The sequence below is a fragment of the Ralstonia sp. RL genome, assembly GCF_001683835.1.
In the GTDB taxonomy this organism is placed as follows: Bacteria; Pseudomonadota; Gammaproteobacteria; order Burkholderiales; family Burkholderiaceae; genus Ralstonia; species Ralstonia mannitolilytica.
The window spans coordinates 103,179-127,257 of the sequence record NZ_LWRX01000130.1 but is presented as its reverse complement, the minus strand read 5'-3'; the positions used below and the strand labels follow the sequence as shown (position 1 = coordinate 127,257).

22 protein-coding genes are annotated in these 24,079 nt (G+C 67.6%); 13 read left to right on the top strand and 9 right to left on the bottom strand.

All coding sequences use genetic code 11. The annotated features are described in order from the left end of the window. Window positions 1-17: 17 nt before the first annotated feature. A complete protein-coding gene (locus A6M56_RS12335) occupies window positions 18-251 on the bottom strand; it encodes a hypothetical protein (RefSeq protein WP_045787064.1) in 234 nt (77 codons plus the stop codon). Window positions 252-591: 340 nt separating this feature from the next. On the opposite strand from A6M56_RS12335, the gene A6M56_RS12330 reads away from it, so the two are divergent. After that, a complete protein-coding gene (locus tag A6M56_RS12330; RefSeq protein ID WP_045787063.1) occupies window positions 592-1,029 on the top strand; it encodes a CBS domain-containing protein in 438 nt (145 codons plus the stop codon). A gap of 109 nt (window positions 1,030-1,138) precedes the next feature. Then, window positions 1,139-1,972 carry an aldo/keto reductase gene (locus tag A6M56_RS12325; protein WP_102079886.1) on the top strand — a complete coding sequence of 278 codons (834 nt, stop codon included), beginning with the start codon at window positions 1,139-1,141 and terminating at the stop codon, window positions 1,970-1,972. Between the two features lie 4 nt (window positions 1,973-1,976). Here A6M56_RS12325 and A6M56_RS12320 read toward each other — a convergent pair whose 3' ends face one another. Further along, on the bottom strand, window positions 1,977-2,393 hold the full coding sequence (locus tag A6M56_RS12320; RefSeq protein WP_045787061.1) for a hypothetical protein: 417 nt from the start codon (window positions 2,391-2,393) through the stop codon (window positions 1,977-1,979). Window positions 2,394-2,704: 311 nt separating this feature from the next. On the opposite strand from A6M56_RS12320, the gene A6M56_RS12315 reads away from it, so the two are divergent. Together A6M56_RS12315 and A6M56_RS12310 are read left to right on the top strand one after the other, a co-directional pair. Continuing rightward, a complete protein-coding gene (locus A6M56_RS12315; RefSeq protein ID WP_102079885.1) occupies window positions 2,705-3,403 on the top strand; it encodes an HAD-IA family hydrolase in 699 nt (232 codons plus the stop codon). Then, window positions 3,400-4,593, top strand: a complete 1,194-nt coding sequence (locus tag A6M56_RS12310) for a M20 aminoacylase family protein (RefSeq protein ID WP_102079884.1) — start codon at window positions 3,400-3,402, stop codon at window positions 4,591-4,593. Before A6M56_RS12315 ends, A6M56_RS12310 begins: the two co-directional genes overlap by 4 nt. A 38-nt stretch (window positions 4,594-4,631) precedes the next feature. Here A6M56_RS12310 and A6M56_RS12305 read toward each other — a convergent pair whose 3' ends face one another. The 6 genes from A6M56_RS12305 to A6M56_RS12280 form a co-directional block, all read right to left on the bottom strand. Beyond that, a complete protein-coding gene (locus A6M56_RS12305; protein ID WP_102079883.1) occupies window positions 4,632-5,957 on the bottom strand; it encodes an NAD(P)/FAD-dependent oxidoreductase in 1,326 nt (441 codons plus the stop codon). A gap of 20 nt (window positions 5,958-5,977) precedes the next feature. Further along, window positions 5,978-6,697, bottom strand: coding sequence for a cupin domain-containing protein (locus A6M56_RS12300; RefSeq protein ID WP_102079882.1), 720 nt, complete (start codon window positions 6,695-6,697; stop codon window positions 5,978-5,980). A 307-nt stretch (window positions 6,698-7,004) separates the two neighbouring features. Continuing rightward, complete coding sequence (locus A6M56_RS12295) at window positions 7,005-7,499, bottom strand: Lrp/AsnC family transcriptional regulator (protein ID WP_045787056.1); 495 nt, start codon at window positions 7,497-7,499, stop codon at window positions 7,005-7,007. A 70-nt stretch (window positions 7,500-7,569) separates the two neighbouring features. Then, entirely contained in the window at window positions 7,570-8,970 is a 1,401-nt protein-coding gene (locus A6M56_RS12290; RefSeq protein ID WP_045787055.1) for an aspartate aminotransferase family protein, read from the bottom strand. Between the two features lie 155 nt (window positions 8,971-9,125). Then, a complete protein-coding gene (locus A6M56_RS12285; protein WP_062738446.1) occupies window positions 9,126-10,058 on the bottom strand; it encodes a 2-hydroxyacid dehydrogenase in 933 nt (310 codons plus the stop codon). A 26-nt stretch (window positions 10,059-10,084) separates the two neighbouring features. Continuing rightward, window positions 10,085-10,972 carry a GNAT family N-acetyltransferase gene (locus A6M56_RS12280; protein ID WP_102079881.1) on the bottom strand — a complete coding sequence of 296 codons (888 nt, stop codon included), beginning with the start codon at window positions 10,970-10,972 and terminating at the stop codon, window positions 10,085-10,087. Window positions 10,973-11,208: 236 nt separating this feature from the next. Here A6M56_RS12280 and A6M56_RS12275 point away from each other — a divergent pair, with 236 nt between their 5' ends. From A6M56_RS12275 to A6M56_RS12235, 9 genes are all read left to right on the top strand, one after another. Next, entirely contained in the window at window positions 11,209-12,699 is a 1,491-nt protein-coding gene (locus A6M56_RS12275) for an aldehyde dehydrogenase family protein (protein ID WP_102079880.1), read from the top strand. 185 nt (window positions 12,700-12,884) lie between these two features. Next, on the top strand, window positions 12,885-13,550 hold the full coding sequence (locus tag A6M56_RS12270; RefSeq protein WP_045787051.1) for a haloacid dehalogenase type II: 666 nt from the start codon (window positions 12,885-12,887) through the stop codon (window positions 13,548-13,550). 31 nt (window positions 13,551-13,581) lie between these two features. Beyond that, window positions 13,582-14,871 (top strand): NAD(P)/FAD-dependent oxidoreductase, encoded by a 1,290-nt coding sequence (locus A6M56_RS12265; protein WP_102079879.1) that lies wholly within the window; start codon window positions 13,582-13,584, stop codon window positions 14,869-14,871. 77 nt (window positions 14,872-14,948) lie between these two features. Next, window positions 14,949-16,568, top strand: coding sequence for an ABC transporter substrate-binding protein (locus A6M56_RS12260; protein ID WP_102079878.1), 1,620 nt, complete (start codon window positions 14,949-14,951; stop codon window positions 16,566-16,568). A gap of 41 nt (window positions 16,569-16,609) precedes the next feature. After that, on the top strand, window positions 16,610-17,566 hold the full coding sequence (locus A6M56_RS12255; protein WP_062738449.1) for an ABC transporter permease: 957 nt from the start codon (window positions 16,610-16,612) through the stop codon (window positions 17,564-17,566). Between the two features lie 46 nt (window positions 17,567-17,612). Then, a complete protein-coding gene (locus tag A6M56_RS12250; protein WP_102080264.1) occupies window positions 17,613-18,518 on the top strand; it encodes an ABC transporter permease in 906 nt (301 codons plus the stop codon). 2 nt (window positions 18,519-18,520) lie between these two features. Further along, window positions 18,521-20,158, top strand: a complete 1,638-nt coding sequence (locus A6M56_RS12245) for an ABC transporter ATP-binding protein (RefSeq protein ID WP_102079877.1) — start codon at window positions 18,521-18,523, stop codon at window positions 20,156-20,158. Window positions 20,159-20,175: 17 nt separating this feature from the next. After that, window positions 20,176-21,264 (top strand): tartrate dehydrogenase, encoded by a 1,089-nt coding sequence (locus A6M56_RS12240; protein WP_045787046.1) that lies wholly within the window; start codon window positions 20,176-20,178, stop codon window positions 21,262-21,264. A gap of 27 nt (window positions 21,265-21,291) precedes the next feature. After that, a complete protein-coding gene (locus A6M56_RS12235; protein WP_102079876.1) occupies window positions 21,292-22,761 on the top strand; it encodes an NAD-dependent succinate-semialdehyde dehydrogenase in 1,470 nt (489 codons plus the stop codon). A 262-nt stretch (window positions 22,762-23,023) separates the two neighbouring features. Here the strand turns inward: A6M56_RS12235 and A6M56_RS12230 are convergent, their stop codons facing one another. After that, a complete protein-coding gene (locus A6M56_RS12230; protein ID WP_045787044.1) occupies window positions 23,024-23,740 on the bottom strand; it encodes a TetR/AcrR family transcriptional regulator in 717 nt (238 codons plus the stop codon). Between the last annotated feature and the right edge of the window lie 339 nt (window positions 23,741-24,079).

Here is a 24,079-nt window from a genome sequence, read left to right as displayed (position 1 = left end):
CCGATGCGCCCGTGCCGTCACCGTAAGGCCGAGAGGCACCCCCTGCGGGCCGGCGTGCGCATGACGCCGAGCGACTTCAACAACGCATGTCCCTGAACCGTGACGCGCGGCTCGCTCAACCCCGAGTCCATCGGCTCGAGCGTAATGAGCTGATGTGCGAGCAGCGCCTCGATGTCGGCCATGTCGAGATCGCGGGGTTTGGACTCCTCGCACACCAGGACCAGCGCCGCAATTTCATGGGGGCTCAACATGGTTGTCTCCTGTGCTCCTTTCTCTTTATTGGATGGCCGGCCGCACCATGCGCGACGCGTTTGTACAACCTGCGCGTAACGGCTACCGGCTTCACGCCTCGGCTGCATGGCCGCCACAGTGCCGCAACCGGCGGTTATGCGGCCTGCCACGCGCTTCACGTCGGCCTGGCGCGAGGCACCGTGCCCCGGGCGCGTGCGGTCACGCAATTGGCGTTCCCGCTGGCCGTGCATGAAGCGTTCGAATGGGTACGGCCCGTGCTGGGTGATCAGTGTTCCATCGGCGTAACGCGCCGGCGCCCTTGGGGCAACCGGTCATCCAGTCGGCGCATGAGGAGATTCCATGAGAGTTCGAGAAGCGATGACGCAGGACGTCAAGCTCGTCAATCCGGATCAGACCATTCAGGACGCCGCGCGGCTGATGTCCGAATGCGACATCGGTGCGCTGCCGGTCGGGCAGGGTGACCGGCTCGTCGGCATGCTGACGGATCGCGACATTGCCGTACGCGCGGTAGCGGAAGGGCGCGGGCCCGACACCCGGATCGGCGATGTGATGTCGCAGGAAGTGATGTACTGCTACGACGACGAAGACCTCGACCACGTCACGCACAACATGGGCAACATCCAGGTGCGGCGCCTGCCCGTGGTGAGCCGCGACAAGCGCCTGGTGGGCATCGTCTCCATCGGCGACATCGCGGGCTGCGGCAATCCGAAGAAGACGGGCCAGGCCGTGAGCGGCATTTCCACGCCCGGTGGCAGCCACTCGCAGACCGCGCACTGACGCGTAACTGCTTCAGCAGCGGGTAAGTTCTCAACGGACGCCTGTCGCCTTAACGACGCGCCGGGTCTCTTGTAGATTCGTGTCTGGCTCCCCAACCGGAAAGCGAGACATGAAACAAGTCACATTGCCCGATGGAGAACGCGTCCCGGCGCTCGGCATGGGCACGTGGAACATGGGCGACCGCCCGGCCGCGCGCGCAGAGGAAATCGCCACGTTGCGCCTGGGCCTCGACCTGGGCCTGCGCCTTATCGACACCGCCGAGATGTACGGCGAGGGCCTCTCCGAAACCTTGATCGGGGAGGCCATCGCCGGGCGCCGCGACGAGGTCTTCCTCGTCAGCAAGGTCTACCCGCACAACGCGACCCGGCGCGGCATTGCCGCCGCGTGCGAGCGCAGCCTGCAGCGGCTTGGCACCGACCGCCTCGATCTCTACCTGCTGCACTGGCGCGGCAGCGTGCCGCTCGAAGAGACCGTGCAAGGCCTGCAGGCCCTGCAGCGCGAAGGCAAGATCCGCCATTACGGCGTCAGCAACCTCGATCTGTCCGACATGGAGGAACTGTGGGAGGTGCCCGGCGGCGATGCGGTCGCGGTCAACCAGTTGCTGTACAACCTGAGCCGCCGTGGCATCGAATGGGACCTGCTGCCGTGGCTGCGCCAGCGCCGCGTGCCGGTGATGGCCTATTCGCCCATCGAGCAGGCGCGGCTGCTCCGGCACCCGAAGCTCGTCGGCTTTGCGCGCGAATGCGGCATGACGCCGGCGCAGGTCGCCCTGGCATGGCTGCTGGCCCGCGACGACATCATCGCCATCCCCAAGACCGGGCACCGCCGGCGGCTGAAGGAGAACGTCGGCGCGTTGTCGCACACGCTCACGGCTGAGCAGCTCGCCGCGCTGGACGACATCTTCCCGCCGCCGAAGGGGCCGCGCGCGCTGGAGATGCTGTAGCGCTCTAGCGCGAGTTCGCCACGTAGCGTTCGTGTTCGACGTAGCCGGTGAGGTAGACGCGCGCTTTCTCGCGGGTGTCTTGCGTGACGCGGTCGGAGGCCCGGCGCGCGCCCGACGACGACATCTGCGTGCTGAGGTGGTCGCGGAAGGCGTCGTGCATGGCACTCAGGTCGCCTTCGCACGCGCTCAGGGCCGCTGAGACGACCGACTTGGCCTGGGCCGTGCCGGGGATGCCGTCTGCGGCGCGGCGCTGGACGCAGTCCATGTATTTGGCACGCAGCGCCTGCCAGCCGTTGTCGGCTGCGGCTGCGCTCGTGGTGTCTGTGAGGGCGGCGTCGGCTTGTTGCTGGGGCGTGCGTGAAGCGCACGCGGCAAGCAAGGCGAACACGATCAGAGGCGAGTAAAGGCGGGCGTCTTTCATGACATGGACTTTACTGCACGGCCACGCCCGCTGCGTAGTGCCGAAGTCGGCATTGGCTCACGCCGGTAACATTTGGAAACGAAAACGTGGCGGAAGGCTGGGCCGGATGTGAGGCGCGTTCGCTGGGGCTGATCTTCGTGCCGAACAATCGCGGCGCCCGGCGCCCAAAAACGCAATTCGCTGCCGCGTCGTGGTCGGTGAACGGTACCATCGCCCGCACCGCTGCTTCTAAGCTTGATGCCGTGCAAGCGGGTTGGCGCGCCGGTCGGCCCGTTGTCTGCTTTCGGCGTTCACTCACTCAGGAGCATTTCATGGCCCTTCGGGATTTCAAGGTGCTGACTTTCGACGTCGTCGGGACGTTGATCGATTTCGAGGGCGGCATGCTCGCCTACCTGCGCCGCGCCGTGCCCAACAGCACGGTGACGGACGATGCGTTCCTCGCGGCGTATCGCGCAGCCCGCAAGCGCGGCCAGACGGAGTGGTACCCCGATGACCTCGTGCCGTGCTGGCACATCGTCGCGCAGCAGCTTGGGCTGCCCGATACCGATGCGCTTGCCAAGGGCTTTCGCGATTCGGTGGCCGAGTGGCCCGCGTTTCCCGACTCGGTGGAGGCCCTGCAGCGCCTGCGCAAGCGCTTCAAGCTCGTGACGATGACGAACGCGCAATCCTGGGCGCTGGCGCATTTTCAGCGCACGCTGGGCTCGCCATTCGACCTGCTGCTCTCGTGCGATGACGCGCTGTGCGAAAAGCCCAACCCGCGCTACTTCGCCTACGCGCGCGGCCGCTACGAAGGCGCCTGGGGCTACAGGCAGACCGACAACCTGCACGTGGCGCAGAGCCAGTATCACGACATCGGCATCTCCAAGCGGCTTGGCATCGCCACGTGCTGGATCGAGCGTCGCCATGGCATGCCGGGCTCGGGCGGCACCATCGAGTCCGAACACACCGTGCCGGACTATCACTTCCACACGCTGGCGCAACTTGCCGATGCGGTGGAGGCTGGCCAATGAAGCCCGACGCCGTCGTGGAGCCCGTGGCGGACCTGCTGCCCGAACTCGTCGCCCTGCGCCGCGACCTGCATGCCAACCCGGAACTCGCGTACGAGGAACACCGCACCGCGGGCATCGTGGCGCAGTCGCTGCGGGTGCTGGGGCTCGAGGTGGAAGAGGGCGTCGGTGGCACCGGCGTGGTCGGCACGCTGCGCGGCGGCCGGAGCGGCCGCAGTGTCGGGCTGCGTGCCGACATGGACGCGCTGCCGATGGTGGAACTTGGCCGCGCGCCGCATGCCAGCCGCGTGCGGGGCCGGCACCATGGCTGCGGGCATGACGGCCACACGAGCATGCTGATCGGCGCCGCGCGCCAGCTTGCCCGCACGGGCGTCGATGGCACGGTCCGTTTCATCTTCCAGCCCGCCGAAGAGGGTCAGGCGGGCGCGCGCCGCATGATCGAAGACGGCCTGTTCGAGCGCTTCCCGTGCGACAGCGTCTATGCCTTGCACAACTGGCCCGACCTGCCGCTGGGCCACGCACAGACGCGCCCCGGCCCGATCATGGCGGCCGCCGATCGCTTCGACATCACCCTGCGCGGACGCGGCGGCCATGCCGCGCAGCCGCACCACACGCCCGACGCCATCCTCGCCGCCAGCCAGCTGGTGGCGCAGCTGCATACGATCGTGTCGCGGCGTATTGATCCGGGCGAATCGGCGGTGCTGTCGGTCACGCGCATCGAGGGCGGCCGCAGCCATAACGTGCTGCCCGCCGAAGTGCGCGTGACGGGTACGGTGCGCAGCTTCGATGCGGCTTCACAAGACCGCATCGAAGCTGCGCTGCGCGACACGGCCCACGGCGTTGCGCTGGCCAGCGGCACGCAGGTCGACGTCGAGTATCGCCGCTACTACCCGGCCACGATCAACACGGCAGCCGAAGCCCAGCTCGCGCTGGATGCGGCGAAGGCGATCGGCCTGCAGGCCGACATGGCGCCGCGCGCGGCGTTCACCTCGGAAGACTTCGCCTTCATGCTGCAGCAAAAGCCGGGTGCGTATCTGTGGCTCGGCCAGGGGCGCGCGGAGCCAGGCCCAGATGGCGAATACCCGCTCCATCATCCGTGCTACGACTTCAACGACGATGCGCTGCCGCTTGGCGTGCGCTGGTTTTGCGAAGTCGCCCGCCGCGCGCTGGCCGCCGTCCCATCCGGTTCCTGAACTGTGGCCATGTGGGATGGCCCCCCGGTATTGCCGCCCTAGAAGTCAGCGACCTTGCCCCAGGCCGAGTGCCTGAAGCGCGCCGGGTCGTAGGGGGCAGGGTCGAAGATCGGCTTTTCACCCGTCACCAGATCGGCAATCAGATGGCCGGCGCCGGGACCGATACCGAACCCGTGGCCCGAGAAGCCCGCGGCCAGGATGAATCCGGGGACCTCCGGGACTTCGCCGATGCCGGGCACGCCGTCGGGCGTGTTGTCGACGAAACCGGCCCAGGCATTGGCGATACCAGCCTGGCCGAACACCGGCAGCAGTTCGACGGCGCGGTCGTAGGTTTGCCTGACCGCGACCGGATCGGGCCGGGGGTCGAGGATCCGCATGCGCTCCATCGGTGTGGGCGTATCGAGCCGCCACCGCGCGAGGGTTTCGTGGCCCGCGCGAATGCCTTCCAACCCGCCGGGGAACACATTGCGCCAGCGCTTCGCGAACATCGGCAGGAACTGCGGCGCAAAGCGCAGCAGCTGCGCCGTCGGGTCGACGCGTCCGCGCCCGCTGATGGCGAGGTTGTAGCTGCCATCGCTGCGGCGGGTGATGGACACGCGCGCCGTATGCAGGGCGTCGGGCACCGGTTCGGTCACGCCGGTCACCCGCACGATGGACTGGCGAACCGTTGCCTGCGGAAAGCGGATGCCCAACTGGCGGCAGAACGACGAGGCCCATGCCCCGCCTGCAAATACCACGGTGCGCGTCTTGATGGTGCCCGCTTCGGTGACGACGCCGCTCACGCGGCCGCCCTCCACCTCAATGCCCCGCGCGGCGCAGTTCTGGTGCACCGTGCCGCCGAGTTTCATGAGCGCCGCTGCGACCGACGGTGCCGCCTTCGCCGGGTCGGCCGTGCCGTCGCTCGGTGAAAACACGCCGCCCTTCCACGTGCGGCCCGTCAGACGGCCCCGCTCGGAGGCCTCGCGGCTGCTCAGCATGTGCGTGATCACGCCGGCCGTCCTGGCGAAATCGCGCCACTTCGTCCAGCGCGCGAGTTCGTCTTCGTCGTTGCTGAGATAGAGCAGGCCGCAGCGGCGGAAACCCGTGTCTTCGCCGGTGTCTGCGGCAAATTGCTCCCACAGTTCAAGGCTCTTGGTGGCCATCGGCAGCTCGCGCGCATCGCGGTTTTGCTGCCGGCACCAGCCCCAGTTGCGGCTCGACTGTTCGGCGCCGATGCGGCCCTTTTCGACGACGGCCACCGACACGCCGCGCCGGGCCAGGTAGTAGGCGGCAAACACGCCGATGATGCCGCCGCCGATCACGACGACGTCGGCTTGCGCTGGCAGGGAAGAGGCGCTCTCGATGAGACGCAGCGGCTGGGACATGGATGGCTCTCCTCGCTCTTTCAGGCTTGCGCGTTTTGCACCACGTAGAACTTCGCCACGCGCTGCGTGCTCTCCCACCCGATGGGCGCGCCCTGCGGCACGAAGATGGCGTCGCCGGTGCTCACGGTGACTGCGTTGCCGTCGGGGCCGGCAAATCGCACAACGCCATCGAGCACGTACATGAATTCATTCACCGGATGCGGGCGGACGATGCGGTGGTAGGGCGTCGAGTCCCAGGTGCCAGCGCGGTATTGCGTGGGCTCGTCGGTGAAGACGTTGTCGCTGCGGCATTGCGGGGAGGGCCCGAGCAGCACCTCCGGGGCCGGGCCGCCGGACGGCTTGAAGTCTGCATCTGCGCGCAGCGGGATGAGAGCCGGCGACGTGGGCGCGTTACCCGCGGCGGCGCAGAACACAAACCGGACGCCGGCAGCAGCCTCGATGCGCACGGCCGTGCCGGCGGCGATCACCGCGCCGGCGCCCGCGCCGATGACGTGCCGCGCCGAGCCCGGTGCGCTGAGTGTGAGTTCGCCCTCCACGACGGCGAGTGTCTCCGTATGGGGATAGCTCGCGACGTCGCGTTGGCCAACAAAGCTGGCGCGGCCGGCGCTCATTGCATTCGGGCCCTCCCAGGCAATCTCGCGGCCTTGCGCGAACGGGTCTTCGGCGCTCAGTGCCGCTTGCCGGAATGCGGTCGACAGGGGCGCGCCATCGGCGCGGTGCAGCATCAGGGCAGTGCTCATGCGGATTCTTCCTCACCGTATCCAAGAATGGCCTGGCTTTCGCGGTACGCCTCAAGGCCTTTGACTGGAGTCATTGCAACATAGAGTTGCGAGGCGCTTGTCACGAAATGCCGCATCGATCATGAGGAAGCTGCTGTTTTGAAACGGGTTGCCAGCATGGCGTGCTGAGCGTGCGAAAGGCCTGCATGAGCGCCCGTTCCCGGGTGGCGAACGCCGTACGGAAAGGGCCGGTGTAACGCCGGCCACGGCGATCGCGGCGAACGGCAAGCGGCACCCTCGTGCGCCCGCCAGCGTCAGGTACGTGGCATCAGCGCTGGTTGGGAAACAGCCGCTCGATCGGGCAGTACGTCTTCACGAACGGCGACTTGATGACGATGTAGCTGAAGTACTTGGCGATGCCGATATTGCGCTCCAGCAGGCCCTCGATGACTTCCTGGTAGTGGTTGACGCCCCGCGTGATGAAGCGCAGCAGGTAGTCGTAGCCGCCGCTGAGCAGGTGGCATTCGAGCACCTCGTCCACGTCTCGGATGGCGGCTTCGAAGCGCGCGAAGGTTTCGCGGTGGTGGTCCGACAACGTGACTTCAGTGAAGACGGTGAGCGTGTCGCCCAGCTTCTCCATGCGGATGTGCGCGCCGTAGCCCGAGATATAGCCGGCCTGCTCAAGGCGCTTGACGCGGATGAGGCAGGGGCTGGGCGAGAGGCCCACGGCGTCCGCCAGATCCACGTTGGTCATGCGGCCGTTCTTCTGCAGCTGCGCGAGGATGCGCAAGTCCAGGCGGTCGATCTTGAGAGCTTCGGTCATGGCGGTGGCGCGTGCGTGGAAGATGGATCGATTCTGCGGCAGCCAGCGTCTCTTGTGTCAGGTTGTTGCGTCAACCGAGCGCCGCGCGTACGGCCGGCACGGCCAGCACGTCGTCGAGCGTCGTCTTCAGCCGGGTGAACAGTTGCGCGAACTCGTCTTCGGTATACGTCAGCGCGGGGGCAAAGCCGAGGATGTTGTCGCCGAACGCCCGGAACACGATGCCGTTGCGATAGGCAGCCGAGGCAATCAGATCCGGCAGGCCGAGGCTCGCGTCAAAGCCGCGTTTGGTGGCCTTGTCGCTCACCAGTTCGAGCGCGCCGAGCAGGCCGCGGTGGCGTGAATCGCCCACCAGCGGATGCGCCAGCAGCGCATCGAGCCCCGCCGCAAAGCTGGCCGCACCGCGCTGGCCGTTGGCGAGGATGCCGCCTTCCTCGTACAGCCGCAGCACTTCCAGCGCGACCGCCGCGCTTACCGGGTGGGCGGAATACGTGGCGCCGTGGCCGATGGGTGCGCCGGCGGGTGCGCCGTCGGCAATGCCGGCATAGATCTCGTCGGAGATCATCGTGGCGCCCATGGGCACGTAGCCGGCGGTGAGGCCCTTGGCCATCGTCATGACGTCGGGCTCCACACCCTCGGCATCGCACGCAAACATGGGGCCGGTGCGGCCAAAGCCGGTGATGACTTCATCGACGACAAACAGGATGCCCAGCTCGCGCGCGGCATCGCGCATGGCCTTGAGCCAGCCCTTGGGCGGCACGATCACGCCGCCCGACCCCTGGATCGGTTCGCAGAAGAACGCCGCGACGTTGTCGGCGCCCAGCTCGGCCACCTTCGCACGCAAGGCAGCCACGGAGCCGGCGATGATGCCTTGCGCATCCGCTGGGTCGGCCGCCCGGTACGGGTTCGGCGACGGGATGTAGTGCTGCGTGGCCAGCGGCAGGTCAAAGCCGCGATGAAACGCGGGCAGCGCCGTCAGCCCCGCGCCCGTCGACGACGAGCCGTGATACCCGCGTTCCAGCGCAATGAAGTGCTTCTTCGTGGGTTTCCCGATCGCGTTGAAGTACTGCACGATGAAGCGCACGGCAGCATCCACGGCTTCGGAGCCGCCCAGCGTCAGGTACACATGGGTCAGCGAGCGGGGCGCGATCTGCACGAGCTTCTCGGCCAACTGGATGGCGGGCTCGCTGCTGAAGTGGAAGTAGCCGGTGGCGTAGGGCAGGCGGCGCATCTGCCCGGCGGCAGCCTGCACCACGCTTTCCTGGCCGTAGCCGACGTTGACGCACCACAGGCCGGCAAACGCATCGAGCAGTTCATGGCCGTGCGCGTCGGTCAGCCATGCGCCCTTGCCGGACGAAAGCACGGTCGGCCCGCGTTGCTCGTGCGTGCGCCACGACGCCACGGGGTGGATCAGATGGGCACGGTCAATGGCATCGAGCGAGGCAAGCTGGGGCAGATCGGTTAGCTGGGTCATGGCGGAGTCCGTGCGTGCGGGAGAGCAATCGATGGACTCAAGAGTAGGCCGTGGTGCCCAAGGCTTGGTGCTGCTTTGCGGGCAGGAAACGCACTGTGCTGCTGTTGTTCGGGCAGCGGCAGCACATCGTGCCGAGCGTCGTTTCCCGCCTCGTTTCAATAGCCGCGCGTGCGGTCCACCAGCCCGAGCAGGGGCTCCCCGGCGGCCAGGCGGCGCAGGTTGTCGATGACTACGGCTGCCGCAGAAAGCGGCTGCGTCATGCTCGCGATGTGCGGCGTGATCTGGATGCGCGGGTGCCGCCAGAGCGCATGTCCGGACGGCAGCGGTTCGGGGTCGGTCACGTCGAGCATGGCTTCGCTGAGCCTGCCGCTGTCGAGCGCGGCGAGCAGGTCATCGCTCACCAGCTGCGGGCCGCGGCCCACGTGCACCAGCATGGCGCCTTGCGGCAGCTGGGCGAACAGCGCGGCGTTCAGCATGCCGCGCGTGGCGTCCGTCAGGGGCAGCAGGCACACGAGGATGTCGGTGCGCGCCAGGAACGCCGGCAACTCTGCCTGCCCGGCAAAGCACTGCACGCCGTCGATCGCATGGCGGGAGCGGCTCCAGCCCGCGCAGTCAAAGCCAAAGCCGCTCAGTTGTTCGAGCACCGCCTGCCCGAGCGAACCCAGGCCCAGCACGCCGACGCGGCGCTCGCCCGCCTGACGCACCGGCAGCGGCCGCCATTGTCCGGCCGACTGCTGGCGCCGATACGCGGGAATGTCGCGGTGCAGCGCAAGGACGGCATGCGTGACGTACTCCACCATGCCGCGCACGATGCCGGGCTCGACCATGCGCACGACCGGCAGCGTTGGCGGCAGCGCGGCGAAGTTGAACTGGTCGACCCCGGCGCCCGATGAAAACAACACTTCGAGGTTCGGGAACTGCGCGGCGATATCGGCCGGTGGCTCCCACGCGGCAAGAAAGCGCACCTTGTGCGGATCGCCGATGTCGGGCCAGATGCGGAAGTCGATGTCGGGCGCGTGCTGGCGAAAAACCTCGGCCCATTGCTGGCCGCGCACGGGGTCGGACTTGTAGAGGAAGGTCGTGGTCACGGAGAAGCGTCTGTGCAATGTGGAGATCAGCCCACCGCCTGGGCGACGATGGCAACCAGCGCGGCCGCCCCGGGCGGCGTTGACAGCGGCGCGCCGCGCACCATGGTGGTCGACGTATCCACGCGCAGCAGGCCGATGCTCTCGAGCCATTCGGCCAGCCCGCTGTCGAAGTCGATGTCGATGCGCGTGAAATGCCCCGCGTTGATGCCGGCCAGATGCGCAATCAGCGCCTTGGCACTCTCGGCGTCGGGCGCCACGACGGGGCCGATCGCATGGCCGCGCCCGAAGCGGCGCAGCATGGCGAAGCCGCGCGGCTCGCCGTCGTCGTCCAGCACGACGCAGCCGTCGGCGATGGCGAGCAGGTCGTCGATCAGCGCGTCGCGGGGCATGCCGCGCGCCTGCGCGTCGAGCCGGCGCAGCGTTTCGGCTTCATTGGTGCCAGCCGGCCGCAGCCGCCAGCCCGCGGGCAGCGCGATCAGCGGCGTGGGTTGCGCAATGCCCTGGTGCTGGCGGATTTCACCGGTACGCACGAAACCGAGCCGCTCATACAGGCCACGCCCTTCGGCCGTGGCGTGCAGCAGCACGGTGTGGTCCTCCAGGCCATCGAGCAATGCGCTCATCAGGCGATGGCCGACGCGCCGGCCCTGACAGGCGGGCGTGACGATCACCAGCCCGATCGTCGCGTGGCGCGGGCCCCAGCGCCAGCGCTGGGCCGTGGCGATGATCTGTCCGTCGCGCTCGGCCACGAAGCCTTCGGCGTGCGCAAACATCTGGGCCCAGTCGGCAGGGCGATGCGGCCAGCGCTGTTCTTCGGACAGCGCGTGCGCCGCGGTGAGATCGTCGGCGGTCATGGGACGCAGCACCACGCCGTCGTCGGCGGCGGTGGTCTGGGTGGACGCAGGGGAGCTGAGCATGGAGGGCGCCTTCTGAAGGTGGGCATAACACGCTCTCATCTTGGACGACATCGCGCCGCTGGGCCAGATCGAATTGGGGTTTGCCCGCAATTTGCAAGCATCGTCTGCCGAGGGTGCGGGTTTCGCAATTCGATGCGGTGGCGGCCGGCGTTACGAACACAAATGCCGGGCCATCCTGCCTAGCATCAATAACCTCCATCCGATATGGGTGCCCGGCTGCGGCACCTCCTCATCCTGTGCCGATCTTCAACCCTGAAACCATCCGCGTGCCTTCGGGCCATTTCATTGGCGGCGAGCATGTCAGCGACGCCCGCCACACCGGGGCGCTTGCCGTGCGGCGGCCGTCCGATAACGCGGTGCATGCCGATTTGCCGATGGCCGATGCCGACATGGTGGACATGGCCGTGCAGAACGCCTGGCAAGCGTGGGGCACCACCGACTGGGCACGCCGCGCGCCGCGCGAGCGGGCCCGCGTGCTGCGCCGCTGGGCTGATCTGATCGACGCGGACGTGGCGCATCTGGCGCCGCTGGAAGCCGTGTGTTCCACACGCCCCGTGCGCGATGCCGTCGCCTGGGATGTGCCGTTCACCGCCGAAGGCCTGCGCTTCTTTGCCGAATACGCCGACAAGCTCGGCGGCGACGTGGCGGCCACGCGCCACGATCATCTGGGCATGGTCGTGGCCGAGCCTTACGGCGTGGTGGGCGCGATCACGCCGTGGAATTTTCCGCTGGTCATGGTGTCGTGGAAGGTCGGTGCGGCGCTGGCGGCCGGCAATGCCGTCGTGCTCAAACCATCCGAGCTGACGCCGTACTCGGCCATCCGGCTCGCCGAACTGGCCGTGCAGGCCGGTGTGCCGGCCGGGCTCTTCAACGTGGTGCAGGGCGATGGCCGCACCACGGGCGATGCGCTCACGCGGCATCCGCGCATTGCCAAGATGACGTTTACCGGTTCGACACGCACCGGTGCCGCGATCATGGCGACATGCGCGTCGCACGGCCCCAAGCCCGTCACGCTGGAGCTGGGCGGAAAGAGTCCGCAGCTGGTGTTTGATGACGCGCCGCACATCGACCGGCTGGCCGGCATCATTGCCGGCGCCATCACGGGCAATGCGGGGCAGGTCTGTGTGGCGGGGTCGCGCCTGATCGTGCAGCGCGGCGTTGCCCAGGCATTGATCGACCGCATTGCGGCGCGCTTTGCGGCACTGCGGCCGGGTGCCACGTGGGACGACACGGCCACGCTGCCGCCCATCATCTCTTCCGTGCAGGCGGCACGCATCCAGGACATCGTCGATCGCGCCAAGGGCGCCGGCGCGGACGTGCGCTGCGGCGGCGGCCTGTTCGACGGCGGCCCCGGCGGGGCGTATTACCAGCCAACGCTCATCGAAGGCGTGCGCGCAGACAACCCCGCCGTGCAGGAAGAGATCTTCGGCCCGGTGCTGACCGTGCAGACCTTCGACGACGAAGAGGAGGGCCTGGCCCTGGCCGCGCACGAACACTACGGCCTGGCCGCCGGTGTGCACACGGCCGACATCGGACGCGCGCTGCGCGCCATGCGCGGCATTGCGGCCGGCACGGTCTGGATCAACCGTTACGGGCGCAGCGCCGATTTCGTCATCCCCACCGGCGGCTATCACCAGTCGGGCATCGGCAAGGATCTCGGCCGGCAAGCCGTGGAGGCCAACCTGCGCTTCAAAAGCGTGCTGATCGACTTTGCTGCAGCGCATTAGCAGTGCGTCCGGCACACCGGCGGTGCAGACCGCATGGCATGCCGCGAGCGCCATCGCAAACAGCAGCTTTCTCACGTGAGGCACCGCAATTCCCTACAACGCGTGCGGGCCTGCATGCTTCAATGATTTCGTCATAACCCTGTCGCACAGACCGCATCAGTGCACCGACCCTGAGGATCACCGCCATGACCTTCCGACCCAAGTACATCACGTTCGATTGCTACGGCACGCTCACCCGTTTCCGCATGGGCGAGATGACGCGCGAGCTGTTTGCCGACCGCATTCCGGCCGAGCACATGGAGCAGTTCATTGCTGACTTCACCGCTTACCGCTTCGACGAGGTGCTGGGCGACTGGAAGCCGTACGAGGTCGTGCTGAAGAACGCCGTGCGCCGCCTGTGCAAGAAATGGAAGATCCAGTATTTCGATACGGACGGGCAGGCCTACTACGACGCGGTGCCCACGTGGGATCCGCACCCCGACGTGCCGGCCGGCCTGGCGAAGGTCGCCAGGGAAATCCCGCTGGTGATCCTGTCGAACGCCGACGACGCGCAGATCCAGAAGAACGTGGCAATGCTGGGCGCGCCGTTCTATCGTGTCTATACCGCGCAGCAGGCCCAGGCCTACAAGCCGCGCCTGAAGGCCTTCGAATACATGTTTGATTCGCTCGGCTGCAACCCGGAAGACGTGCTGCACGTGTCGTCCAGCCTGCGCTATGACCTGATGTCGGCCGACGATCTCGGCATCGTCAACAAGGTGTTCGTCAATCGCGGCCACGGCCCCGGCAACCCGGCGTACCGCTACACCGAGATCCAGGACATCGGCGGCCTTGCCGGCGTCGTGGGTCTGTAAGCACGACGTGCCTGACCGCGCCATGACCTCCATGAAACTCGACTCCTACTGGAACGACTCGGTGCCCGCGCTGGCGCTCGATCCGCACGATCTGCCGGCGCAGGTGGATGTGGCGATCGTGGGCGGCGGCTTCACGGGGCTGTCGGCGGCCCTGGCGCTGGCGCGGCGCGGTGCCAGCGTGGTCGTGCTGGAGGCCGGCAGCACCGTGGCCGTCGAAGCCTCGGGGCGCAACGGCGGCCATGTCAACAACGGCCTGGCAATCGATTACGCCGAGCTGGCCGGCAAGGTCGGCGTGGACCGGGCGCGGGCCTGGTATCACGCCTACGACGCGGCCGTGGACACGGTGGAGCGCATCGTCCGCGAAGAAGGCATCGCCTGCGACTTCCAGCGCAATGGCAAGCTCAAGCTCGCCACCCGGCCGTATCACATGGATGCGCTGCAGCGCAGCGCCGACCGGCTCATTGGCGACGGCGTGGACCTGGACGTGGAGATTCTCGATGCCGCCCGCGTGCGCGCCGAGGTGCAGAGCGAACGCTTCCACGGCGGTTTGCTGTACAAGCGCAGCGGCCAGATGCACATGGGCCGCTTCGCGCAAGGCCTGGCCCTGGCAGCGCAGCGGCAGGGCGCGCAGATCCACACGCGCACGTGCGTGCAGCGCCTTGAGCGCGTGCAGGGGCAGGTGCATCGCGTGCATACCTCGCGCGGCACGGTGCTGGCCAGCCAGGTGCTGCTCGCCACGGGGGCTTCGCGCCACGGCGGCTACGGCACGTTCGGCTGGCTGCGTCGGCGCATCGTGCCGATCGGCAGCTTCATCGTCACCACGGAGCCGCTGGGCGCGGAGCGCGCGCACGCCTTGCTCGCGGCGCGCCGCACCTATGTGACGGTGGCGAACATCCACCATTACTTCCGCCTGACGCCCGACCACCGCCTGGTGTTTGGCGGCCGCGCGCGCTTTGCGGTCTCCAGCCCGCAGCAGGACGCCATGAGCGGCGAGATCCTGCGCAGCGGCCTGGCCGAGACGTTTCCGCAACTGCGCGACGTGCGCCTCGATTACTGCTGGGGCGGCCTCGTCGACATGACGCAGGACCGCCTGCCGCATGCTGGCGAGCGCGACGGCCTGTTCTATTCGATGGGCTACAGCGGCCACGGCACACAGATGTCCGTGCACATGGGCGAGCGCATGGCCGCGGTGATGGCCGGCGATGCCTCCGCCAACCCGTGGCGCGATCGCGGCTGGAGCGCCATTCCCGGCCACTTCGGGCCGCCGTGGTTCCTGCCCGCCGTGGGCATGTACTACCAGCTCAAGGACCGGTTCGCCTAGCCGCGCACCGTCTGTATTCCCATTACAAGCAACGCAGTGTTCGCTGTTCCCACATCAGATCCATCAGGAGCCCCACCATGAGCGACCGCCGTAATGAGTTCGAGAACCTAGTTGGCCCCAGCGAAAGCCTGCGCGTGATGGAGTCGCTCAAGCGCGGTGCCTCGCGCCGCGACGTCCTGAAGATGCTGATGGCGGGCGGCATGCAAGCCACGCTGGCCGGCAGCCTCGCGGGCACGGCCCTCAATGTGTACGCGCAGACGCCGCGCCGCGGTGGGCGCATCCGCGTGGCCGCCGCCACCGCCGCCGCGACCGACACGCTGGACCCGGCCAAGCAGTCGAACCAGAACGACTACGTGCGCTGCAACATGGTCTACAACGGCCTGTTCGCGCTCGACGGCAGCCTCACGCCGCGCCCGGCGCTGGCCGAGTCGTACCAGACGGCGGATGCCAAGACGTGGGTGATGACGCTTCGCAAGGGCGTGACCTTCCATGACGGCAAGGCGCTGTCCCCGGCCGATGTGGTGTATTCGATCATGCGCCACAAGAACCCGGCCACGGCATCCAAGGCCAAGGTATTGGCCGACCAGATCGACAGCGTGAAGGCCACGGGGCCGAACGAGGTCACGGTGGTGCTGACGGCACCGAACGCCGATCTGCCCGTGATCCTGGGCACCTTCCACTTTCACATCGTCAAGGACGGCACGACGGACTTCAACGCCGGCATCGGCACCGGCCCGTACAAGATCAAGGAATTCAAGCCGGGCGTGCGTACGCTCGTGGTGCGCAACGAGGGCTACTGGAAGCCTGGCAAGCCGTACCTGGATGAAATCGAGTTCGTCGGCATTGGCGACGACAGCGCGCGGGTGAATGCGCTGCTTTCCGGCGGGATGGACCTGGTGGCCTCCGTCAACCCGCGCGCCGTGGCCCGCGTGAAGGGCACGCCGGGGTATGCGATCTTCACCACGCAATCGGGCCAGTACTCCGACCTGATCATGCGCAAGGATACGGGCCCGGGCACGAACGCCGACTTCGTGATGGCGATGAAGTACCTGTTCGACCGCGAGCAGATGAAGAAGACCATCGCGCTGGACCACGCCGTGCTGGCCAACGACCAGCCGATCGACCCGACCAACCGGTTCTACTTCAAGGAGCTGCCGCAGCGCGCGTTCGACATCGACAAGGCGAAGTTCCATCTGCAGAAGTCGGGCGTGACGGGCAAGGTCCCGGTGGTGACGTCGCCCGCGGCCATGTATTCGGTCGAGATTGCGCTCGTGCTGCAGCAGACGGCCCAGCGCATCGGGCTGGACCTCGACATCAAGCGCATGCCGGCCGATGGTTACTGGTCCAACCACTGGCTCAACAGCCCGGTCGGCTTCGGCAACGTCAACCCGCGCCCGAGTGCGGACACCATCCTCACGCAGTTCTTCAAGTCCGACGCGGCGTGGAACGAGTCGCGCTGGAAGAGCCCGAAGTTCGACCAGCTGCTGACCAGCGCACGCGCCGAGACGGACCTCGCAAAGCGCAAGCAGATGTACGCCGACATGCAGACCATGATCCACGACGAGGCGGGCATCGGCATTCCGCTGTTCCTGGCGAGCATCGACGGCCACTCGACCAAGCTCAAGGGGCTGGCGCCGATTCCGCTGGGCGGCCTGATGGGCTACGCATTTGCCGAGAACGTCTGGCTGGACGCCTGACGGACGGTGCGGTGCGGCGTGTTTTTGCGTAAGGGGCTGCCATGAATGGAGTGATCCTCAAGCTGCTGGCGCGGCGCGTGGCGATGGCGCTGCTGTCGCTGCTGGCCGTATCGGTGATCGTGTTCTCGATCACAGCCGTGCTGCCGGGCGACGCGGCGCAGGAGCAACTCGGGCAGGACGCGACACCCGAGGCGCTGGCCGCGCTGCGGGCGCAGATGGGCCTCGACGTGCCTGCGCCGCAGCGCTACCTGCATTGGCTCGGCGGCATTGCCCGGGGCGATCTCGGGCAATCGACCACCACGCAGATGCCGGTGGCGGAGCTGGTGGCGAGCCGCCTGCCGAATTCGCTGCTGCTGGCCGCGGTGACGGCGCTGTTCTCCGTGCCGATTGCGCTCGGCCTCGGGATAGCGTCTGCCGTGTGGCGCGGCTCGTGGTTCGACCGGCTGGCGTCGACCGCGTCGGTGGCGGTGGTGTCGGTGCCGGAGTTCCTGGTGGCGACGCTGGCGGTGCTGGTGTTTGCCGTCAAGCTGCGCTGGCTGCCGGCGCTGTCGTACGTCAACGATATCGAATCGCTCGGGCAGATGCTGCAGGCCTTTGCCATGCCGGTGCTGAGCCTGTGCTGCGTGATCGTCGCGCAGATGATGCGCATGAGCCGCGCCGCCGTCATCGACCAGCTCGAAGCGCCGTACATCGAGATGGTCCGGCTCAAGGGGGCATCGCCCATGCGCGTGGTGCTGGCGCATGCGCTGCCCAACGCCGTGGGGCCGATCGCCAATGCCGTGGCGCTGTCGCTGTCGTACCTGCTCGGCGGCGTGATCATCATCGAGACGATCTTCAACTACCCCGGGATCGCCAAGCTGATGGTGGACGGCGTGTCGCAACGCGACATGCCGCTCGTGCAGGCCTGCGCCATGATCTTCTGCACGGGCTACCTGCTGCTGGTGACCACGGCCGATGTGCTGGGCATCGTTGCGAACCCACGTTTGCGCCATCGCTGACATCGCGCCAAATGCGGATGCTGACCTTATGAACAAGAGCCTCACGATGGAAACCACGCCCACCTCTCCGACCTTGCCGGCCGCCACGCCGCCAGCACCGCGCCATCCGGTGCGGCGTCTGCTGGGCGGCTTCGGCAGGCTCGGCACAAGCGGCCTCATCGGCCTGGCCGTGCTGGTGTTCTGGCTGCTGGCGGCGCTGGCTGGCCCCGCGCTGTTGCCGGCCCACCTGATCACCAGCGGCGACGGCAATGGCGCGGTCTTCGGCCCCATGAGCGCCGCGCACTGGTTCGGTACCGACTACCTCGGCCGCGACATGTTCGTGCGCGTGGTGGAAGGCGCGCGCTACACCGTGGGCGTGGCGCTGGTGGCCACGCTGCTGGCCAGCGGCGCGGGCACGGTGCTGGCGCTCTTCGCCGCCGCGATGGGCGGCTGGGTCGATACCGCACTGAGCCGCCTGCTCGACACGCTCACCGCCATCCCGAGCAAGATGTTCGCGCTGCTGATGGTTGCCGGCTTCGGGTCTTCGGTGACGATGCTCGTGGTGACCGCCGCCATCATCTATGTGCCCGGCGCGTATCGCATCGCCCGCTCGCTGGCGGTCAATATCAACGCGCTCGATTACGTGACCGTGGCCCGCACGCGCGGCGAAGGCACGCTCTACATCATGCTGCGCGAGATCTTTCCGAACATCGTCGGGCCGATGCTGGCCGACCTGGGCCTGCGCTTTGTCTACGTGGTGCTGCTGCTCGCCAGCCTGAGTTTTCTGGGCCTCGGCATCCAGCCGCCGTCGGCGGACTGGGGCTCGCTCGTGCGCGAGAACATCAGCGCGCTGCCCGATGCCGGCGCGTCCGTCATCTTGCCGGCCCTGGCGATCGCCAGCCTGACCATCTCGGTCAACCTCGTCATTGACAACCTGCCGGGCCGCGCGGCCCGCGAACGCGGAGGGCGTTGACCATGGGCGCATCCGTCGTTGTGGAAGGCCTGCACATCACCGCAGGCGAACAGACCCTGGTGGACAACCTCAGCTTTGCCATCGAGCCCGGCGAAGTGCTGGCCCTGATTGGCGAATCCGGCTCGGGCAAGACCACCACCGCGCTGGCACTGATGGGCTTTGCGCGCCATGGCTGCGCAATCGCATCGGGCAGCGTGCGCATCGGCGATATCGATGTCCTGCATTTGCCGGCCGCACAGCAACGCGCCTTGCGTGGCCGCACCGTTGCCTACATCGCGCAGAGCGCCGCCGCGTCCTTCAACCCGTCGCGCACGATCATGGACCAGGTGGTGGAGCCCGCCCGCATCCACGGCACGATGACGCGCGCAGAGGCGCAAGCCAAGGCCGTGCAGCTGTTCCGCGAGCTGGCGCTGCCCGAGCCCGAGACCATCGGCCAGCGCTACCCGCACCAGGTGTCGGGCGGCCAACTGCAGCGGCTCATGGCTGCGATGGCGCTCATCACCGATCCGGATCTGGTGATTCTCGACGAGCCCACCACCGCGCTGGACGTGACCACGCAGATCGAAGTGCTGCGCGCGTTCCGCCGCGTCGTGCGCGAGCGCCGCGCCACGGCCGTCTACGTGAGCCACGACCTGGCGGTGGTGGCGCAGATGGCGGACCACATCCTCGTATTGCGCGGCGGCCAGATGCAGGAGCTGAACCCGACGGGGCACATTCTTGCCACGCCCGATCACGACTACACCAAGAGCCTGCTGGCCGCCGCACGGCCCGCACCGCGGCCGCTCGAGCATTGCCTGGGCGAGGGCGAACTGCTGCTCGACGTGCACGGACTCAGCGCCGGTTACGGCCCGGTCGACGCCAACGGCCAGCCGGCCACGCGCATCCTCGACGACATCGATTTCAAGCTCTATCGCGGACAGGCCATCGGCGTGATCGGCGAATCGGGTTCGGGCAAGACGACGCTTGCACGCGCCATCGCGGGCCTGATCGCGCCCTGCCACGGGGGCATGACGTTCCGGGGCAGGCCGCTCCAGCCGCAGCTCGCCAACCGCACGCACGATGAGCTGCGCCGCATCCAGATCGTGTTCCAGATGGCCGATACGGCGCTCAATCCGTCGCACACCATCGAGCGCATCCTGGCGCGGCCGCTGCAGTTCTACAAGGGGTTGAAGGGCGAGGCACTGCAGCGTCGCATTCGCGAGCTGCTCGATCTCGTGCGGCTGCCGCATAGCGTCGCGCGGCGCCTGCCCGGCGGGTTGTCCGGCGGGCAGAAACAGCGCGTGAACCTGGCGCGCGCACTGGCTGCAGAGCCGGACCTGATCCTCTGCGACGAGGTGACCTCTGCGCTGGACACCGTGGTGGGCGCCGCCGTGCTCAACCTCATGGCCGATCTGCGGCGCGACCTGGGTGTGTCGTATCTGTTCATCAGCCACGACCTGCACACCGTGCGCGCCGTCTGCGACGAGATCGTCGTGATGCAGCACGGCCGCAAGCTCGCGCAGGTGGCGCGCGCCGATTTTGACCGCGGCCCGCACCATCCGTACTACGAACAGCTCGCCAACTCGGTGCCGGAGCTGCGGCAGGGCTGGCTCGACGAACGGGACCACGCGATGCCGCATCCGGTGCCGCTCTCCGCCTGACAAGACAAAGGAACACCATGAACCCAGCATTCCGCATCGCAATCATTCCCGGAGACGGCATCGGCAAGGAGGTCATGCCCGAGGGCCTGCGCGTCATCCAGGCGGCGGCCGAGCGCTTCGGTTTCGAGCTGGAGTGCCATCACATCGAATGGGCCAGCTGCGATTACTACGAGCAGCACGGCCAGATGATGCCCGACGACTGGAAGACCCAGCTCAAGGGCATGGATGCAATCTTCTTCGGTGCCGTCGGCTGGCCGGCCACCGTGCCGGACCACGTTTCGCTGTGGGGTTCGCTGCTCAAGTTCCGCCGCGAATTCGACCAGTACATCAACCTGCGTCCGGTGCGCCTGTTCGAAGGCGTGCCGTGCCCGCTCGCCCACCGCAAGCCCGGCGACATCGACTACTACGTCGTGCGCGAGAACACCGAAGGCGAATACACGTCGCTCGGCGGCATCATGTACGAAGGCACCGACCGCGAAGTCGTGATCCAGGAATCGGTTTACTCGCGCAAGGGTGCAGAGCGGCTGCTGAAGTTCGCCTTCGACCTCGCGAAGAGCCGCGCACGCAAGCACGTGACGCTTGCCACCAAGAGCAACGGCATCGCCATCAGCATGCCGTGGTGGGACAAGCGCGCGGATGAAGTCGCGCGGCAATATCCCGATGTCACGCTCGACAAGCAGCACATCGACATCCTGACCGCGCGCTTCGTGCTGCAGCCGGGCCGCTTCGATGTGGTGGCCGCCACCAACCTGTTCGGCGACATCCTCTCGGACCTTGGGCCCGCCACCACCGGCACGATCGGCCTGGCGCCATCGGCCAACCTGAACCCCGATCGCACGTTCCCGTCGCTGTTCGAGCCGGTGCACGGCTCGGCGCCCGACATCTACGGCAAGAACATCGCCAACCCGATCGCGATGATCTGGTCCGGCGCGTTGATGCTGGATTTCCTCACGCAAGGCCAGGGGGCGGGACGCGCCGCCCACGACGCGATCGTTGCCGCCATCGAGGCGGTGCTCAAGGACGGCCCGCGCACGCCCGACCTGGGCGGCACCGCCAACACCACGCAGGTGGGCGAGGCGATTGCCGCGCACGTTGCCTCCGCCTGATCGTTCATTTGCTGCCGACTCCACACCATGTCTCTCTCGATCCAACGTGCGGATCTGATCCGCAACGCCAACTACATTGCCGGCGAATGGCAGGCCGCTGCCGGCGCGCAGCTCGACGTGACCGACCCGGCCACCGGCAACCTGATCGCGCGCGTGCCGGATTCGGGCGCGGCGCAGGCCCGTGCCGCGCTCGATGCCGCGCATGCTGCATTTCCGGCCTGGCGCAAGGTGCCGGCCAAGCAGCGCGCCCAGATCATCAAGCGCTGGAACGATCTCGTGCTCGCGCATCAGGATGACCTGGGCGCGCTCATCTCGCTGGAGCAGGGCAAGCCGCTGGCCGAAGGCAAGGGGGAGGTCGCCTATGCCGCAAGCTACATCGAATGGTTTGGCGAAGAGGCCACGCGCATGAACGGCGAGACCATTCCCGCGCCCGTGCCAGGCCGCCGCATGTTTGCGTTGCGCGAGCCGGTGGGCGTGGTGGCGGCCATCACGCCGTGGAACTTTCCCGCGGCGATGATCGCGCGCAAGATCGCCCCCGCGCTGGCGGCGGGCTGCACGGTGGTCTGCAAGCCGGCCGAGGACACGCCGCTGACTTCCCTCGCGCTCGTGCGGCTGACGCAGGAGGCGGGCGTGCCGCCCGGCGTGCTGAACATCGTGACGGCCTCGCGCGAGCGCACGCCGGAAGTCGTCGATGTGTGGCTGGACGATGCGCGCGTGCGCAAGATCACGTTTACCGGCTCCACCCCCGTGGGCAAGCACCTGGCGCGCCGCAGCGCCGACACGCTCAAGAAGCTGTCGCTCGAGCTGGGCGGCAATGCGCCGTTCATCGTATTTGATGACGCCGATATCGACGCGGCCGTCGACGGCTTCATGGCCGCCAAGTTCCGCAACGGCGGGCAGACCTGCGTATCGCCGAACCGCGTGTTCGTGCACGACGCCGTGCACGATGCGTTTGCCGCCAAACTGGCTGCCCGCGTGGCAGCGCTCAAGGTGGGCCCCGCCAGCGACCCCTCCTCCCAGATCGGCCCGATGATCAACGCCCGCGCCGTCGAGAAGATCGATCGGCATGTGCGGGACGCCATCGGCAAGGGCGCCAGGCTGATGGCAGGCGGCGAGCGCCTCACGCAGCTCGGCCCGAACTACTACGCCCCCACGGTGCTGACCGGCGCCGATGCCACCATGGCCTGCGCGTGCGAAGAAACGTTCGGCCCCGTCGCACCGCTCACGCGGTTCTCCAACGAGGCGGAGGTCGTTGCCGCCGCCAACGACACGCCGTTCGGCCTGGCCGCCTATTTCTACAGCCAGGATGTACGCCGCATCTGGCGCGTGGCCGAAGCGCTGGAAACCGGCATCGTGGGCATCAACGAAGGTGCGCTGGCCGCGGAGGCCGCACCGTTCGGCGGAGTCAAGGAATCCGGCTATGGCCGCGAAGGCTCGGTGCACGGACTGGACGACTACCTGCACATCAAGTATGTCTGCCAGGGACAGCTTGATTAGGGCGATGCGGTAGAGCGGTAGGCATCCGGAGGGGGAGATGCGTCTCCTCCTGTGCGTTTGTCCTTGAGGACATTTCGCCAAGACAGTGCCGACGCGAGCCGGCGAGCGGGGCTTATGTCGCGTAGGCTTTCAGGATGTCTGGTGTGCTGCTGGCGTTGCATGCCAACGCCGCTGTTGCGGTCGCACTGTGCTTTTGCTACCTGGCGCCGAGCGCCGTCGAGACGCCTCGGCGATGCGCGCCCCGGCCGGGTGGCGCGAGGGCTCACACCGCTGCCGCCGCGTCGCCTTCCCTGACCGCCGGCAGCGGCAGCTGTGCGATTCTCTCTGCTTCCGCGCGCTTGACTCCCAGTGCCTGGAGTACGAAGACGGCCGCACGTTCGGCCAAGTGTTCGATGCGAACCGCAGCGGCCCGCTGACTGCGCTGCGCGGTGGCGGGGGCTGCCGCAAAGTGCAGCTCGGCCGCCACACCCGCGAGCACGGTGCCAATCACCGACAGCACGCTTGTCAGCGGATCCGACACCACGAACCGCTTGGCTGCCAGCCCGCGCCTGCTGTCGCGTAGCAGGCGCAGGCCCAGGCCGCGCGTCAGGGCGCGTGTCGACAAGCCTTCGCGCATCAGCAGCCGGCCCCAGACCGGTTCGCGCTGCGCCCGCAGCAAGGTATGGCGGACCGAGATGGCGATGACCTCTGCCGGATCGCTCAGGCCATGCGCAATGCCATCCAGCCTGTCGGCAAAGTCCTCGAACGCCCAGTCGATCAGGGCGGTAACGAGCCCCTCCTTCGATCCGAAGTGGTTATAGAACGAGCCGAAGCCCACATCAGCGGCTTCGGTGATCTCGTTGATGGCGACGCGCTCGATGTTCCTTTCAGACAACAGCAACAGCGCCGCTTGAAGCAGACGTGCCCGTGTTTCTTGTTTGCGCCGTGTGCCGCGCCGCTCGCGGCAGCCTTCTGCCACGCGATTCGTGAGGTTCCGCATAGGGGTCTGGAATGATGTTCTCATCCGCGATGATAGTGTCTTACGTCATAGTTGACAAGATTATCAGTTATGAGTTTAATGTCGGAATGTAGGGTCGATCAGGGTGATGCGCCCTGAGTTAGGACGCGGTGATGGGGCAAGCACCCAGGCGAAAAGGCCAGAGAGCCGTCCGCCGTTGCTTGCCGGCTGAGTGCAGCCATTCGCCGAGAAGTGGTTCCTGAACGCCGTGGAGACAGGCGACTCGCGTACCCGACATCCGAGTTCCGTTACGCGTAACCGGAGAGCCGATCGCACAGAAGAGGCGCGGCTCCTGGGTGTGCGTTACCCATTGTTCGTTAG

Excerpts from the sequence above, each read along its gene's own strand:
- A6M56_RS12255 (WP_062738449.1), top strand. The coding sequence starts at position 16,610 with ATGAATGGAGTGATCCTCAAGCTGCTGGCGCGGCGCGTGGCGATGGCG.
- A6M56_RS12295 (WP_045787056.1), bottom strand. The coding sequence starts at position 7,499 with ATGACCGAAGCTCTCAAGATCGACCGCCTGGACTTGCGCATCCTCGCG.
- A6M56_RS12315 (WP_102079885.1), top strand. The coding sequence starts at position 2,705 with ATGGCCCTTCGGGATTTCAAGGTGCTGACTTTCGACGTCGTCGGGACG.
- A6M56_RS12335 (WP_045787064.1), bottom strand. The coding sequence starts at position 251 with ATGTTGAGCCCCCATGAAATTGCGGCGCTGGTCCTGGTGTGCGAGGAG.
- A6M56_RS12265 (WP_102079879.1), top strand. The coding sequence starts at position 13,582 with ATGAAACTCGACTCCTACTGGAACGACTCGGTGCCCGCGCTGGCGCTC.
- A6M56_RS12245 (WP_102079877.1), top strand. The coding sequence starts at position 18,521 with ATGGGCGCATCCGTCGTTGTGGAAGGCCTGCACATCACCGCAGGCGAA.
- A6M56_RS12330 (WP_045787063.1), top strand. The coding sequence starts at position 592 with ATGAGAGTTCGAGAAGCGATGACGCAGGACGTCAAGCTCGTCAATCCG.
- A6M56_RS12240 (WP_045787046.1), top strand. The coding sequence starts at position 20,176 with ATGAACCCAGCATTCCGCATCGCAATCATTCCCGGAGACGGCATCGGC.
- A6M56_RS12305 (WP_102079883.1), bottom strand. The coding sequence starts at position 5,957 with ATGTCCCAGCCGCTGCGTCTCATCGAGAGCGCCTCTTCCCTGCCAGCG.
- A6M56_RS12310 (WP_102079884.1), top strand. The coding sequence starts at position 3,400 with ATGAAGCCCGACGCCGTCGTGGAGCCCGTGGCGGACCTGCTGCCCGAA.
- A6M56_RS12270 (WP_045787051.1), top strand. The coding sequence starts at position 12,885 with ATGACCTTCCGACCCAAGTACATCACGTTCGATTGCTACGGCACGCTC.
- A6M56_RS12290 (WP_045787055.1), bottom strand. The coding sequence starts at position 8,970 with ATGACCCAGCTAACCGATCTGCCCCAGCTTGCCTCGCTCGATGCCATT.
- A6M56_RS12230 (WP_045787044.1), bottom strand. The coding sequence starts at position 23,740 with ATGCGGAACCTCACGAATCGCGTGGCAGAAGGCTGCCGCGAGCGGCGC.
- A6M56_RS12235 (WP_102079876.1), top strand. The coding sequence starts at position 21,292 with ATGTCTCTCTCGATCCAACGTGCGGATCTGATCCGCAACGCCAACTAC.
- A6M56_RS12325 (WP_102079886.1), top strand. The coding sequence starts at position 1,139 with ATGAAACAAGTCACATTGCCCGATGGAGAACGCGTCCCGGCGCTCGGC.
- A6M56_RS12320 (WP_045787061.1), bottom strand. The coding sequence starts at position 2,393 with ATGAAAGACGCCCGCCTTTACTCGCCTCTGATCGTGTTCGCCTTGCTT.
- A6M56_RS12280 (WP_102079881.1), bottom strand. The coding sequence starts at position 10,972 with ATGCTCAGCTCCCCTGCGTCCACCCAGACCACCGCCGCCGACGACGGC.
- A6M56_RS12260 (WP_102079878.1), top strand. The coding sequence starts at position 14,949 with ATGAGCGACCGCCGTAATGAGTTCGAGAACCTAGTTGGCCCCAGCGAA.
- A6M56_RS12250 (WP_102080264.1), top strand. The coding sequence starts at position 17,613 with ATGGAAACCACGCCCACCTCTCCGACCTTGCCGGCCGCCACGCCGCCA.
- A6M56_RS12300 (WP_102079882.1), bottom strand. The coding sequence starts at position 6,697 with ATGAGCACTGCCCTGATGCTGCACCGCGCCGATGGCGCGCCCCTGTCG.